The sequence below is a fragment of the Sagittula sp. NFXS13 genome, assembly GCF_040148795.1.
Lineage (GTDB): Bacteria > Pseudomonadota > Alphaproteobacteria > Rhodobacterales > Rhodobacteraceae > Sagittula > Sagittula marina.
On record NZ_JAGEMH010000005.1, the window covers coordinates 48,881 to 63,692 of the forward strand.

Below are 14,812 nucleotides of genomic sequence, written 5' to 3' on the forward strand. Positions count from 1 at the left end.
AAATGGGAGGATACCATGAGCCATAGTTTCAATGCAGACGCCATCCTGAAGGGCGTCGTCGCAGGCGATCCGGCCGTGCCCGGTGTCGTGGCGATGGTCACGGATCGTGAAAAGAACATTTACGAAGGCGCCGCAGGTTTCCGCCGGACAGACGGCGATGCCGCGATGACCACCGACGATGTCTTTGCCATCTTTTCGACGACCAAGGCGATCACGGCCACCGCCGCGCTACAGCTTGTGGAGGAGGGCAAGCTGGATCTCGACGCTCCGGCCAGCACCTACGCCCCCGAGATCGGCGAACTGAAAGTCATCGAGGGCTTCGACGCGGCAGGCGAGCCGATCCTGCGCGCCCCGAAACGCCCCGTGACGACCAAGCATCTGCTGCTCCACACCGCCGGTCTCGGGTATGACTTCTTTTCCGAAACCTACAGCCGACTGGCGCAGGAAAAAGGTCAGCCCAGCGTCATCACCGCCTCAAAGGAAGCCCTGATGACGCCGCTGCAGTTCGATCCGGGCGACAAGTGGGAATACGGCTCCAACATGGACTGGTGCGGTCAGGTGGTCGAAGGCATCACCGGCAAGCGCCTCGGAGAGGTGTTCCAAACGCGGATCTTCGACCCGCTCGGGATCGAGGACATGACCTTCGAGCTGACCGACAGCCTGCGCAAACGGTTGGCCGGGATGCATGCGCGCGGCGCGGACGGGTCGCTCACGCCGATGGACTTCGAACTGCCGGACAAGCCCGAGGTCCACATGGGCGGGCACGGGCTTTATGGCACGGTCGGCGACTACATGAAGTTCATCCGCATGTGGCTCAATGACGGCATGGGCCCGAACGGTCGCGTGCTGAAACCTGAAACCGTGGCCATGGCCGAAAAGAACCACCTGGGCGACAAGAAGATCGGCATGCTGCCGGGCGTGATCCCGTCACTGTCGAACGACGCCGAATTCTTCCCCGGCCTGTCGAAATCCTGGTCCTACAGCTTCATGGTCAATGACGAGGAGGCCCCCACAGGCCGTCCCACCGGTGCGCTCGGCTGGGCGGGTCTTGCCAACCTGTTCTACTGGATCGACAGGGCCAACGGGGTCGGCGGCTTCTGGGCAACGCAGATCCTGCCGTTTGGCGATCCGGCTTCGTTTACCGGCTACATGGATCTTGAAACCGCCTTCTACGCCTCCCTGAAGGCAGCCAAGGCGGCCTGACCGACCAACCGCGACCGCCGCCCCTTCGGCGGTCGCCCCCTGCCCAGCTGCCCAGACAATCGGCAAAACTGATCGCTGGCCGCACCGGACGCACAACAGACCGACGGCGCGGGGCGGCGGACTGACTTGCCCCGCCCTGCCCCAATGTTGTCTTTCCCGCCACGTTGCAGCGTCCTCCGCCAGGCGCGCATGGTGTCCACAGATCGGGTCGCTGAGGGCCGGCCATGGCCTTGACCACCAGCGACGGATCCCACGGAATTTCATGCCACCTGAGGCCATCTCATGACGCCGATGGCGTTGGATCACGTGTGATCACAGTGCGAACAGCCCAACCGGTCACGCCCCTTACACATCACGGTGCGGGGCCGGGACCTTGCAGCACTGAAACGCTGCTCGCCCCCCCGAGCACGCCTAGCCCACCGGGGCGACCGCCTCCGGCATCAACAACGACGCCGCCCGGATCACCCGCCGATCCTCATACCGCCGCCCGATCAGCGACACGCCCACGGGCAGCCCCGCGGCCGTGCGATACATCGGCACGTTCACCACAGGCACCTGCATCAGCGTCCACATGCTGTTGTACGTCGGGTCGCCCGTCCCGATGCCCTCCGGTGCAACCCCGGTGGCCGACGGCGCAAGGATCAGATCCAGCCCACCCTCGAACAGATCGTCCAGCAGCCCACGACACAGGTCCGCCTGCCGGTAGGCCGCGCGCGCCTCGATCGCCGTTGGCGGCGCTGCCACCATGTCGGAAAAGAAAGCACCCAGATCCGGCGTGGCCCGCACCTCGTTCAAAAAGGCCGACGCGCCTTCCCGGGCCAGAACAACCCGGTGCGACTCCAGAATGCCATCGAACGCTTCGGGCAAGGTCAGGTCGAACACCTCCGCGCCCAAAGCCCGCAGCACCCCTGCCCCGTTTTCCATCGCGGCGCGGCTGTCCGCATCGGCGGCCTCCGGCGTGGTGCCGTAGCTGATGCCGATCCGCAGCCCCGCAAGGCTGTCCGGCAGATCGCACGCGTCAAAACCGAACACATCGGCCAGCAGCTCCAGATCCGACGCCGCCCGCGCATACAGGCCAACGGTGTCGCAGGTGGCGGAGTACATCTTTGACCCCTCACGAGAGATGGCGTTCCACGTGGGCTTCATCCCGAAGACCCCGCAGAAGGACGCGGGCCGAATGGTCGAGCCTCCGGTCTGCGTGCCCAGGGCAAGCGCCGTCATCCCCGCCGCCACGGACGCCGCCGACCCGGAAGACGAACCGCCCGGCGTGCGTGCCGCATCATGCGGGTTCGTCGTGCCCGGCCCCACGGTCGTTGACGCAAACTCCGTGGTGCGCGCCTTTCCGGCGATCAAGGCCCCGGCGCTGCGCAACGTGTCGACGCAGGCCGCATCAACCCCCGGCTCCGATCCGGCATAGCGCGCAGAGTTATGCGCCGTGGGCATGTCGCGCGTCAGCAACACGTCCTTCACCGCAACCGTTACGCCTTTCAACGGGCCGTCGGGCAGCGCATCCGCCTCGGCCCGCAGCCGATCCGCATCGAAAAACGCAAAGGCGTTCACCACCGGCTCGACCTGCTGCACACGCGCGATCATATCCTCGGCGACGGCCATGGGAGGCGTGCCAGCGGCCACCGCCTCGACCATCTGCCGCGCGGTGCCTGCATGAAATGTCAATGGCTTGTCCATGGTCAGACCATCACGCAGGCGTCGTCAAAGGACAGGCGCGGCAACCGCCCCCAGACCTTGTCCGGGTCGCCATAGCCGATGTTGCAGATGAAGTTCACCTTCCACGTTGTCCCCGCCAGGAACGCCTCCTCGACCTTGTCCGCCTCGAACCCCGACAGCGGCCCGCAATCCAGCCCCAGCGCGCGCGCCGCCATGATCAGATAGCCGCCTGCAAGCGATCCGTTGCGCATGGCGGTCTCTTCGATCAGGGCCGGCGAGCCGGTGAACCATGATTTCGCATCGCCATGCGGGAACAGCTCCGGCAGCTTTTCGTAGAATTCCATGTCGTGGCACACCAGCACCGTCACCGGCGCGGTCATGGTCTTGTCCACGTTGCTTTTCGACAGCGCCGGGGCAAGCTTCTCCTTCCCCTCAGCCGTGCGGATGAACACGAACCGCGCAGGCGAACAATTGGCCGAGGTCGGCCCCATCTTCACCAGATCATACAGCTGTTCCAGCGTCGCATCGTCCACCGGCGTGTCCCGCCAGCCATTCTGCGACCGGGCTTCCAGAAACAGCTGATCCAGCGCCTCCGGGCCCAGCGTGTCTTGCAATTCCAGATCTTTCATATCGTCGTCCTTTACTATTTCGTCCGCTATTCAGGCGGGTTCCGGCACGCGCAGGCTCGCGGTTTCCAGCGTCCGCGCCAGATCGGCCAGCACATCCTCAGAGCTCGGCGCCCCCACCAGTTGCAGCGACAGCGGACCCCGGTCGGTCCAGGCCACCGGCAGGCTGATCGCGGGCAGCCCCAGCACCGACGCGGGCCGCGCAAACCGTGTCATGGCAGAGATCATCCCCGCAAGCGACGCCCCTTCAAGCCGCGCCAGCGCGTCGATCTGTGGCGGCACATCGGGCAGCATCGGCAGCACGATCACGTCCACATCCCTGAACACCTCGGCGATCTTGCCTTGGGCAATGTCGCGGATCTGACGCGCGCGCAAATACGCCTGCGCCGAAATCGCCGCGCCCTGCACCAGCCGCGTTCTGACCTGATCGCCATAGCTGTCCGCATGCGCGCGCAAGCGGTCGGCGTGTACGGTGGCCGCTTCCCCCATGGCGATGACGTTGGCAGGTTCGTCCAGCGAGCCCAGCCAGCCCAGATCAAGATCGCGGTCCGCATGACCCGCCAGAACCAGGGCTTTGCGCACCTCGTCCAACACCTGCGCCATATCGGGCGACAGATCGCAGGCGAAATCGCCCGCATCAAAGCCCAGCCGCAGCGGCCCGGTCTCTTGCGTCTCCGCCCGTGTCGCGCCGCCGGTCAGAACCGACAGCACCCGCCGCGCGCAATCCACGCTGGCGGCGAGCGGCCCGACGCAATCCTGTGTCCAGCTGAGCGGCATGGTGTGCGACATGGGCACCCGGCCCGGCGTCGGCTTGATGCCCACAACGCCGTTGCAGGCGGCGGGCAAGCGGATCGACCCGCCCGTGTCGGACCCCAGCGCCGCGGGTACGATCCCCATGGCCACGGCAACACCGGACCCCGACGACGACCCGCCGATGATCGCCCCCGGCACCACCGGATTGGGCGGCGCGCCGTGGTGGTGGTTCATGCCGGTTGGCCCCATGGCGAACTCCGACATCTGCAAGCGGCCCAGATCCACGGCCCCTGCCCCGTCGAGCCGCGACAGCACCTCGGCGGTGTTCTCCGCCACATAGGCCGCCGAGGGATGCGCCCCCCGCCCCATGCGCGCGCCCTGCCGCTCGAACATGTCCTTATGCGCCAGGGGCACCCCGGCCAACGGTCCCAAAGCCGCCCCCGCCGCGCGGGCTGCATCCACGGCCTCCGCCTGCGCACGGGCATTTTCCAGCTCCACCGTCGAAAACGGCGAGGCTGTCCCGGCGGCCGCAATGCGCGCCTCGGCCTGATCGACCAGGGCACGGGACGTCACCCGCCCCGCCTCCAGATCGCTGAGCAGTTTGGCAATCATCATGCGCTCTGCCCTGCCTCGAACGGGGCCCGCGCCGCCAACCCGGTGGCGGTCTCGCGCTCGTCCCACAGCGGATGCGACATCACGCCGAATTCCACCCGCGTGCGCTGATCCTCAAAGATCGCGCGCTCTTCGTCGGTGGGCGAGCGGCCCAGATAAGCGCGCAGCGCGTCATGTTGTGTGTCTGTCATGGTCTCGTCTCCTTGTCGTGTGTCAGCCAAAGTTCTGCGGTTGCCGCTTGCGCACCAGCTGGCTCAGCGACACGGCCACGATCAGCGCGCCGCCATAAAACAGCGATTGCACAAAGGCATCCGCGCCCAACATGGTCAGTCCCGTGATCCCGGTGATGAGGAAATAGACGCCCACCAGCGTCCCGATGGGGTTGAACCGCCCCGGATAAATCGCCGTCGCGCCCAGAAACGCGGCAGCAAAAGCCGGCAGCAGCAGCGACAGCCCCGACGTCGGATCCGCCGACCCGGTCATCCCGGCGTACAGCACCCCGGCCAGCACCGACAGCACGCCCGAGGACACGAACGACATCGCCCGCACCCGGTCCACAGAGATGCCGTTCAGCCGCGCCACCTCGCGCCCGCGTCCCACGAACAACAGCTTGCGGCCGGCAATGGTGTACTCCAGCGCCCACCACATGATCAGCGCCACCGCCAACCCGTAGTAAAACGCCAACGGGACGCCGAACAGGCGCTGGATCACCACGACCTCCACCAGATCCATCGACACGCCCGCCACGGTCCGCGAGTCCGAGATCCACAAGGTCATCCCGTTCAGGAACGTCCCCAGCCCCAGCGTCACGATCAGGCTGTGGATGCGGAAATACAGCACAAAGAACGCGTTCACCGCGCCAATCAGCGCCCCTGTCACCAGCACCGCCAGCACGGACCAGCCGACGCCCCAGCCCCAATTCACATCCGACACCGCCACGAACATCGCGCCGAACACCAGCGCAGAAGCCGCCGACAGGTCGAAATCCCCCGACGTCAGCGGCACCAGGATCGCCAGTGCCAGTACCACCAGCACCGCCTGCGATCCCAGCATCGACGAGATCGTGCGCCATTTCAAAAACGTCTCCGGCAACAGCGCGCCAAAGACGCAGAACAGCGCCAGCCACGCCAGCACCAGCGCATAGCGCTCCGCCTCGCGCTTGAGAGAGAAACCCGAAAACGCGGACCGCGCTCCGGAGGATTGCGGATTGTCCGTCACACTCATTGCGCGGCCTCCTTCAATGGGTTTGTGTTGGCAACGCCCGGATCGTGGAAACAGGCGCGCGCGATGCCTTCGCGGGTCAGCGCAGCGCCGCTCAGGCAGGCCACCGCCTGTCCTCGGTGAAACACGAACACCCGGTCACACATCTGGGCAAGTTGTTCATAATCGGTGGAGGCGCACAGGATCGACGTCCCCTGCCCCACCGCCTGATCGAGCGCGGCAAAGATCTGTTGCCGCGCGCCGTAATCCACGCCCTGCGTCGGCTCATCCAGCAACAGCAGCTTGGGCGCTTCGGCCAACCACTTGCCCATGATGACCTTTTGCTGATTGCCGCCCGACAGCGTCGACAGGTTGACCTCGGTCCGCGCGGGCCGCACGTCATAGGTGCGGATCAGATCGGCGGTGCTTTCGGTCAGCGCGGTGCGCCGCAGACCCAGCCGCCCACGCATCCGCCCCAGCCCAAGGAACGTGGCATTTTCCTCCACCGTCAGCCCGCCGATGCAGCTTTGGTGCATCCGGTCGCCGGGGATCAAACCAAGGCCCGCCCGAATGGCACGATCGGGCGAATGGCGCTTGATCTCCACCGGGGTTTGATCGCCAAGGCTCAGACGCCCCTGCCCCGCCATCGCGCCGAACAGCAGATACGGCACCTCGGCAAAGCCCGAGCCGATCAGCCCCGTGACCCCCACCACTTCGCCGCGGTGCAAGGTGGCATCGAACCCGGCCAATCGCCCGCCGGACAGCCCCTCGATCCGGGCGACGACATCCTCGCTGGCTGTGCGCGGCGCGCGTTCATAGGGCGCAATGGCGCGCCCCACGATGGTATCGAGCACCTTCTGACGGGAGGTCTCCGCCGTGGTCATCACCGCGCCGACACGCCCGTCACGCATGATCGCAACGCGGTCGGTGATCGCCAGCACCTCGTCAATATCATGGGTGACGATGATGACGCTGGCCCCGGTTTTCTTGATCTGGCGCAGCAGGGTGAACAGCTTGTCCACATCCTCCGCCGACAGGAACGGCGTCGGCTCATCCAGCACCAGAATGCCCTCGCCAGACCGCCCCGCCTTGGACCGGCGCAGCTCTGCCAGCGCGCGCAGGATCGCCACATAGGCACGCTCCACCGGCGACAGCTGCTCCACCGTGTCGGAAGGGTCGATGGTCAGGCCGAACTCCGCGAACAGCTCCCGCATGGCCGCGCGTTCCTGCCGCCAGCGGATGCCAAAGGGGCGCGGGCGGGCGTCATCGGCCACCAGCATGTTGTCCGCCACGCTCAGCGACGGGATCAGCGCCAGATGCTGGTGGACAAAGGACACGCCCATCCCCCGGATGCGGGCCGGATCCAGCGGCAGGGGCAGCGTGTCGCCCCACAGCGTGACCTTGCTGCCCGGCTCTGGCGAGTTGAACCCCGCCAGAACCTTGATCAACGTTGATTTTCCCGACCCGTTCTGCCCAAGCAAGCCAAGGATTTCAGCACGCTTGAGGTGGATCGACACGCCCTTGAGCACCTCGACCGGGCCGAATTTCATCCGCACGTCGGCCATGCGCAGGACGTCCGCCTCATGCTGGCTGACAGGCGATGTGAGGGGCGCGACATTCATCAGTCTTCGAGGCCCCAAAGCTTGCGAAAGCCCGCCAGATGGGTGTCGCCGTAGCCAGAGTCGAAGTCCGCCGGAACGCCCGCCGTCTCAACGTTTTCCGCATCAAAAACCAGCAACGGAATACCCAGCGTTTCCGGCACCTCCAGCCCGCACAGCGTGCGCATCTGGGCGTCCACCGCCGCGTAGCCAGCCCAGCCAAGGCTCTCGCCGATGTTCATCTGCACCGTGCCCTCGCGCACCATATCCAGAACGAAGGGGGTGCCGTTGAACGACGCCATGCCCACATCGGTCGCGCCCGCAATGCGCAGCGCAGGTGTCACGAACTGCGTCATGGAATCGTAGATCGGCAGGATGTAGTTGAGGCCCGGATCAGACAGCAGCGCCGATTGCGTGCCCGACTGAATGCGCGTGGCCCATTCGTTCACCGGCACGTTCAGATAGTCCTGTTTACAGTCCGGGCAGTATTCCGACAGGCTCTTCTGGATCTGCTCGACGAATGGCCCGGTGGGCAGCACATCGTCCGACCCGATGATCAGCACGTTGGGCTTGCCCTCCGTCTCGACAAAGGCCCAGGCCGCCAGCAGTTCCCCTGCCCCGCGAAAGTCCACCTTGGCCGATCCGTCCACGAAGTCCGCCTGCTCCTGGCTTTCGTCATACAGATGCGAGGTGGTGACTTTCAGCCCCGCCTCGCTTGCCTCGCGCAGTTGCGGTCCCAGCATCTCCGGGTTCAGCCCCCCGGCCACGTCCACCAGATCGTAGCCTTGCGCAATCGCCTGATTGACCCCTTGGATCCAGGTGTCCGACGCGCCCTGATTTTCCCAGGTGGTGTAGGTAAAGCCCACGTCGGCGGCGGCGCGTTTCATCGCCTTTTGCAGCTCGACATTGAACGGGATCGCCATCGACACAGGGATGGAGAAGACGCTTTTGTCTGCCATGCAGGCTTTGGCATCGAAGGGCGCGCCTTGCGCCTCGAACGTGGGAATTTCACGGTGCGCCTCGATCACCGCCAGTGCGTCGGACATGGCATCCGCCACGGCGGAGCTGGGCAAAAGCGCGGGCGCGGCCATCAGCGCCGCAGCGGTCAAAGTCAATTTCTGCGTGGTCATCATCAATCCCCTGTTGCCAAACGCGAAGCAGATCTTGCGCCTCTTCGCTTGGGTTTGATTGTCCGTACTTTTGCACATATCAAAAGGAATTTTCTGCAAGGACCCTCGTATTTACGGAAACTCTTCGCGCCAAAGATTAACCTTTAAGCAAACCTCCGGCCCATTCGCGCCTAAACAAGTCCGTACTCATTTTGCGATTCGGCCGCGCGCCGCCTGACGGAACGACAGCACCGCCCCCACCAGACCGATCGCGGAGAACAGCATGAAGCACTGCTCATATGTTCCCACCACATTGTAGACCAAGGCAAAGACCGACGGCCCGATGATGACCCCTATGAAGGTGTAGACCAGCAGCGCCCCGGTGTTCGCGCCCACCTTGCCTTCGGGCGCAGTGCGGGCCGCCGCTGCCAGGAACACGCCGTTCCACCCCGTCGCCACCGATCCCAGCGCCACCAGCAGCACCGCCTGCGCCCAGCCCGGCATCACCGCGATCCAGCCCAAGCTGAACATGATGGCCCCCGCCAGCACGCCGATCACCCCCAACGTGCGGAACCCGCCCAGCCGATCCGCCGCGACGCCCCAGCTGATGCGCCCGACGGCCCCCGCCAGTTGCAACCCCGCCGCCACCGCACCAGCCGCCACCAGCGACCAGCCGTGCTCCACCAGCATCACCACCGTGAACGCCGTCGCCACCAGTTGCAGCGCGGAATACAGACCGCCCAGAACCGCCAGCGTCCGTAGCCGGTCGTTGCGATACAGCTCTGCCTGATCCTGCGCCGCGCGCCGAAACGGGTTGCCCCGCCCTGCCCCGCGCCGCACCGGGGCAAAGCTGAACCGCGTCCACGACCATACCATCAGGCCAAGCGGCACCAGCGCCGCAGCCACCAGTGCCAGCCGCCAACCGTCCTGCGCGCCGTGAAACAGCACCGCCAGCGACGGCAGCGTCACAGACGCCAGCACCGCACCCAGCGGCACGCCGGTCTGCTTGATGGAAAAGATCAGCGAATGTCGCCCGCCCCGCGCCGTGCGGTTCAGGATCTCCGACGAGGCCGGATTGTTCAGCCCGTAACAAATGCCAAACAGCGCCGACCCCAGCACCATCAGAACCGGCTGCGCGCTCGCCAGCAGCAACAGCCCCACGGCAAAGGCGCCCATCTCGAACACCACGACCCGCTCGGCGTGGAACGTCTCCACCACGCTGCCCGCCACCGCAGAAGCAAACACCCCGGCAAAATAGATCAGGCTGATCTGGTAGCCGATCCAATGCGCGCCGATCCCCAGCGAGGCCGCGACCTCCGGGGCCAATGCGGTCAGCGCCAATGTGCTGAGCGTGGCGGCGACCTGCACACAGGTCATCAAGATCAGGGCTTTGACCCACTCGGGGCGCCCTGACACCTCGGGCTGGCTCGACACATATTCATTCATTGGTATTATGTCCGTACTCATTCAACGCTTTCGCTGATCAAACACCAGCGCGCCGCGTCGAAGCAATAACAAAAGTACGTACTTATAAACAATACCGAAACTGAATCGGGAGGAGAGCCGAGCATGAAAGACGACGAGATCGATCAATCAGAGAGCACAAACACACCGCTATACCTGCGTGTGGCGCATAAGCTGGAACGCCAGATCGTCTCTGGCGAGCGCGCTGTGGGCACCTTGCTGCCGCCAGAGGCGGAGCTGGCCGTGCAGCTGGGTGTCAGCCGCCACACCATGCGCCAGGCCATCGCTCAACTGCGCCAACGCGGGATGCTGTCGGCGCGCAAAGGCGTCGGCACGCGTGTCGAAAACGCCCGCCCGCAATGGCGCGACAGGTTTCGCGACAACAACCGCGATGATCTGTTCGAATTCGCAAGCGAAAGCGAGATGTTCATCCGCACAAAGGAACGCCGTGGCCTGCGCGGCAAAGAAGCCGCCGAACTGGGCGTGCGCCCCGGTAAAACCCTTATTTATATGGAGGGTCCGCGCCACTTTATCAACGAACCGCTGCCGTTTTGCTGGAACGAAGTCTATCTGGATCCCATTGCCGAACCGGTGATCAAGGACATGGAGGTGCAACGCTCCTCGCTCTTTCACCTGATCGAGGCTCACACCGGCGAACGCATCGTCGACATCCAGCAAGAGATCCGCGCCGTCACCATTCGCCCGGACATATGCGAGCAGATCGGCCAACCCGAGGGCACCATCGGACTGCGAATCACGCGCCGCTATCTGGCTTCCGGCGGACGCCTGATGGAATTTGCCATCCAGACCTCCCCGGCAGACAGCTTTGCCTATCGCACGCATGTAAAAGCGACCTGACCCGCACTTTTGCCCGTCTTTTGTGCAAGACGTCAGCTTTCGACATTAGTACGGACTTATTTCAGAACCTTTCTCTAGACCGGCTCAGAAAACGCCCTGTTAAGTTCGGACTTATCGAACACACCAACAGGAGGTCTTTCTCATGGACATGGGCGTCTTCATCCCGATCGGAAACAACGGCTGGCTGATTTCCGAGGCTGCACCGCAGTACAAGCCAAGCTTTGAGCTTAACAAACAGATCGTGCAAAAGGCCGAAGGCTACGGTCTGGAATTCGCGCTCTCGATGATCAAGCTGCGCGGCTTTGGCGGCAAGACAGAGTTCTGGGACCACAACCTTGAAAGCTTCACCTTGATGGCGGGCCTCGCTGCGGTCACCACCAAGATCAAGCTCTTTGCCTCCAGCGCGATCCTCACCCTGCCCCCGGCGATTGTCGCCCGGATGGCCAGCACGGTATCCAACATCGCGCCGGGCCGCTTTGGTGTGAACATCGTGACCGGCTGGGCCGAGGCCGAATACAGCCAGATGGATATGTGGCCGGGCGATGCCTACTTTGGCTACCGCTACAATTACGCCGCAGAATATGTCAACGTCATGAAGGAACTCTGGTCAAAGGGATCGTCCGATTTCAAAGGCGAGCACTTCAAGATGACCGACTGCAAGCTCTCCCCCGCGCCCGAGGGCAAGGTGGAAATCGTCGCTGCGGGTCAGTCCCCCAAGGGCATGAAATTCGCCGCCGACTACGCCGATTATAACTTCATCATGGGCCAGGGGGTGAACACACCGACCGCTGTGTCCGAGATCTGTGACCGGCTGGCAACCGCCGCCACCGAGAGCGGCCGCGACGTGGGTGCCTATTGCCTCTACATGATCATCGCAGAAGACACCGACGAGGCAGCACAAGCCAAGTGGCAAAAGTACAAAGACCACGTCGATGCCGATGCCCTCGCCTGGATGGCCGACCAAGGCAGCAAGGACAACGCCGCCGACGCCAGCTCCACCGCGAAACACATCAACCTTCCTGAAGGCGCTGTTAACTTCAACATGGGCACGCTGGTCGGCTCTTACGAGACAGTGGCCGCCATGCTCGACGAAGCCGCAGAGATGCAGGGTGTCGCCGGTATCATGATGGTGTTCGACGACTTCCTCGAAGGGCTCGACAAGTTCGGTCAGAAGATCCAGCCGCTGATGTCGTCTCGTGCACAGGTGCAGGCCGCGGCCTGATCCCCTGCCCTTTTCTGGCGCATGATTCTGCGCCGCACCTTCGGGCCGCTGACACAGGACAGCGGCCCGTTTGCATTCCACTCTTTGCCAACCGGAAAGCCAAGACATGACCCCTATCGATTTCAAACAAGGCATGCGTCGCCTCACCGCGGGCGTCAGCCTGATCACCGTAGACACTGGCACGGCGCGACACGGACTTATCGCGACCGCTGTGACATCGCTGTGTGCCGAACCTCCAAGCCTGCTGGTCTGTGTGAACCAGACCGCGTCCATTCACGCGCATCTGTCAGACGCCGAAAGCTTTTGTGTGAATGTCCTGTCACAGGATCAACAAGCGATCGCCCAACGCTTTGCCACACCCAAGAACCGGGAGAGCCGTTTCGACGTGGGAGAATGGATGACGCTCGATACCGGGGCGCCCGCCCTGGTCGGGTCTCAGGTCAGCTTTGACTGCAAGCGCGTCGGACGGACATCCTTTGGAACCCATTCGGTGTTTATCGGAGAGATCGTATCGTTAACCGACTGGCAAACGGACTGTGATCCGCTGATCTGGCACGACGGACAGTTCACAGCCCTGCCGCAGATGGAGACCGCCTGACATGTCGGACAGAGACAGCAACTACGCAGGCGTCTATGACCGAAGCGTCGGCTTTGGTGAGCGACCCGCATTGCTCATGGTGGACTTCGCGCAAGCCTATTTCGATCCGGAGTGTCCATTGTATGGCGGAGACGGATGTGCAAACGCATTGTCAGCCGGACTGGAGCTCCGGCGGGCGGCTCGCGCGGCGGGGCTTCCTGTCATCCTCACGCGGGTGAGCTATCATCCATCCGGTGTCGACGGAGGCCGCTTCTTCGAGAAAGCCGCACCGCTGGAAGCGTTTCTACCGGGACGATCCACAGCGGAGTTTGCGGACGGACTGACACCGGAGACGGATGAGGTCATCGTGACCAAGCAGTACCCTTCGGCGTTTTTTGCAACATCCCTCGCGCCGATGCTGACCTCCATGGGGTGTGACAGCGTGCTGCTGACGGGCTTGACCACATCGGGGTGTGTCCGGGCAAGCTGCGTGGATTCCATGAGCCACGGGTTTCGGACGCTGGTCGTGGCTGAGGCCTGTGGAGATCGACATAGCGCGCCACATGAGGCGAACCTGTTTGATATGAACGCCAAGTACGCAGACGTGGTGAGCCTGCCTGAGACATTGGCGTATTTGCAAAGGCACGCGTGTCAAACTGTCAAAATTGTCAGCTGACAATTCTAACGATTAGCTCTGATCCGAACGCCGTTCCCAAAAGTGGGGCGGCGTTTTTTGTGCCTGAAGCCGCAAAGTGGGAAAATTGTCAGCTGACAAATTTCGGAGTTTTGACTTGGCGCGAGGTTAACCATGCGCACGCTCGATTCAGACAAAATTGTCAGCTGACAATTTTGCAGTTTTCGCCGCCTTAAGCATTCCTTGCATGTTGAACAGGCCACTCTCGGCACGGGCGGAGAGGGCGCGGAGGTAGGCCCCCGGGGATTTGACGCTGCCGAGCATCTCAAGAATGCAAAGGACCGCTGTGGTGGCTCTTTCAGCGCCCATACGACGCTTTGCATCCACGTAGACCTGTTGGTCGATGCCCATCATGCCATGCAGGCGGCTTGCCACAGTGTGAAGCGCTGGCCAGTCGGGCGCAGGCGTTGGGAAGAGCGCCTGGTATTCATGGCAACTGTCCAGCACGTCGGATAGGGCAGGGGCTTCGGAAGGTTGAGAAACCTTTACGGGAGCGTTCTTAGATACAGATATGGATTTATCTGTATCCTGTATGTGCCGCTCATTTTGGTGGGGCGTGGCGCTCATTTCTTTGGCCGGTGCGTCGATTGTCAGCCGGCCTTCCACAGCGTTGGCGAGGGTTTCCAAGCAGTCGGTGCTGAGTTTCCGGCGCAAGGAAAGGCGCGCGTCTTCGATCAGCGGATCGTCGCTCGGGAGGCCGTCATCGAGCAGGCGCTGCCGGGCTGCGGCGATGCGTGCGCGCAGGGCAGAGATTTGGGCACGTCGTTGCACAGCCTCCTCTGCGGCGTCGAACACCTCGGCGGCAGAGCGGGCCAGCGGGCTGAGATCGAACCCGAACGCCACGCCGCCAAACCGGGCAAAGCGTTTGCGGTTGGCACTGTCATGACGGGCCACGAGGCCGGATTTTACCAAGGTGGACAGGTGGCGCCGAAGCGTGCTTTCGGGCATGCCGTTGAGCCTGTCGCTGAGCACCCGGTTCGAGGGATAGACCACCCCGGCACCGGCAGTGCGCGGCAGGTCACGGTCGGGAAAGAAGCTGAGCAGAGCGCGCAGCACATTCAGGCTGCGGTGGGTGAGGCCGAAATTCTCGGCCGCCTGGGTCAGCGCATCCAGCAGCGCCCACTTGTCAGCCGGGAAATCCCCGGCCTCTGGGCGCAGCAAAACGGGCTGTCCAGCATCAATGCGAGACAGTTTTGTCATTTTTCAGTTCACGAAAGACAAAAAAAGACCG

14 protein-coding genes are annotated in these 14,812 nt (G+C 63.7%); 5 read left to right on the forward strand and 9 right to left on the reverse strand.

The features are described 5' to 3' along the window. Positions 1-15 precede the first annotated feature (15 nt). Positions 16-1,203 carry a methyl acetate hydrolase AcmB gene (acmB, locus tag J4E08_RS12390; protein ID WP_349538767.1) on the forward strand — a complete coding sequence of 396 codons (1,188 nt, stop codon included), beginning with the start codon at positions 16-18 and terminating at the stop codon, positions 1,201-1,203. Between the two features lie 411 nt (positions 1,204-1,614). On the opposite strand, the gene J4E08_RS12395 is transcribed toward acmB, so the two are convergent. From J4E08_RS12395 to J4E08_RS12430, 8 genes are all read right to left on the reverse strand, one after another. Then, on the reverse strand, positions 1,615-2,889 hold the full coding sequence (locus J4E08_RS12395; protein WP_349538768.1) for an amidase: 1,275 nt from the start codon (positions 2,887-2,889) through the stop codon (positions 1,615-1,617). 2 nt (positions 2,890-2,891) lie between these two features. Further along, the gene (locus J4E08_RS12400) at positions 2,892-3,497 is read right to left on the reverse strand and encodes a malonic semialdehyde reductase (RefSeq protein ID WP_183968063.1); all 606 of its coding nucleotides are present in this window, start codon (positions 3,495-3,497) and stop codon (positions 2,892-2,894) included. A 30-nt stretch (positions 3,498-3,527) separates the two neighbouring features. Next, entirely contained in the window at positions 3,528-4,862 is a 1,335-nt protein-coding gene (locus tag J4E08_RS12405) for an amidase (RefSeq protein ID WP_349538769.1), read from the reverse strand. Then, positions 4,859-5,050, reverse strand: a complete 192-nt coding sequence (locus J4E08_RS12410; protein ID WP_349538770.1) for a hypothetical protein — start codon at positions 5,048-5,050, stop codon at positions 4,859-4,861. Before J4E08_RS12410 ends, J4E08_RS12405 begins: the two co-directional genes overlap by 4 nt. 22 nt (positions 5,051-5,072) lie before the next feature. Continuing rightward, positions 5,073-6,083: an ABC transporter permease gene (locus J4E08_RS12415; RefSeq protein WP_349538771.1), complete on the reverse strand. Its 1,011-nt coding sequence runs from the start codon at positions 6,081-6,083 to the stop codon at positions 5,073-5,075. After that, positions 6,080-7,681, reverse strand: coding sequence for a sugar ABC transporter ATP-binding protein (locus tag J4E08_RS12420; protein WP_349538772.1), 1,602 nt, complete (start codon positions 7,679-7,681; stop codon positions 6,080-6,082). The genes J4E08_RS12415 and J4E08_RS12420 overlap by 4 nt, the downstream gene beginning before the upstream one ends. Then, the gene (locus J4E08_RS12425) at positions 7,681-8,787 is read right to left on the reverse strand and encodes a sugar ABC transporter substrate-binding protein (protein ID WP_349538773.1); all 1,107 of its coding nucleotides are present in this window, start codon (positions 8,785-8,787) and stop codon (positions 7,681-7,683) included. Before J4E08_RS12425 ends, J4E08_RS12420 begins: the two co-directional genes overlap by 1 nt. A gap of 186 nt (positions 8,788-8,973) precedes the next feature. Next, the gene (locus J4E08_RS12430; protein ID WP_349538774.1) at positions 8,974-10,212 is read right to left on the reverse strand and encodes an MFS transporter; all 1,239 of its coding nucleotides are present in this window, start codon (positions 10,210-10,212) and stop codon (positions 8,974-8,976) included. Between the two features lie 123 nt (positions 10,213-10,335). Between J4E08_RS12430 and J4E08_RS12435 the strand changes: the two genes are divergently transcribed. The 4 genes from J4E08_RS12435 to J4E08_RS12450 all read left to right on the forward strand — a co-directional run bounded on the left by J4E08_RS12435 (position 10,336) and on the right by J4E08_RS12450 (position 13,563). Next, positions 10,336-11,088 carry a GntR family transcriptional regulator gene (locus J4E08_RS12435; protein ID WP_183968072.1) on the forward strand — a complete coding sequence of 251 codons (753 nt, stop codon included), beginning with the start codon at positions 10,336-10,338 and terminating at the stop codon, positions 11,086-11,088. A gap of 142 nt (positions 11,089-11,230) precedes the next feature. Then, positions 11,231-12,310 (forward strand): pyrimidine utilization protein A, encoded by a 1,080-nt coding sequence (rutA, locus tag J4E08_RS12440; protein WP_183968074.1) that lies wholly within the window; start codon positions 11,231-11,233, stop codon positions 12,308-12,310. 106 nt (positions 12,311-12,416) lie between these two features. Continuing rightward, entirely contained in the window at positions 12,417-12,908 is a 492-nt protein-coding gene (locus tag J4E08_RS12445) for a flavin reductase family protein (protein ID WP_349538775.1), read from the forward strand. Between the two features lies 1 nt (position 12,909). Then, complete coding sequence (locus J4E08_RS12450) at positions 12,910-13,563, forward strand: isochorismatase family protein (protein ID WP_349538776.1); 654 nt, start codon at positions 12,910-12,912, stop codon at positions 13,561-13,563. A 147-nt stretch (positions 13,564-13,710) separates the two neighbouring features. Here J4E08_RS12450 and repC read toward each other — a convergent pair whose 3' ends face one another. Next, positions 13,711-14,781 (reverse strand): plasmid replication protein RepC, encoded by a 1,071-nt coding sequence (gene repC, locus J4E08_RS12455; RefSeq protein WP_349538777.1) that lies wholly within the window; start codon positions 14,779-14,781, stop codon positions 13,711-13,713. Positions 14,782-14,812: the final 31 nt, after the last annotated feature.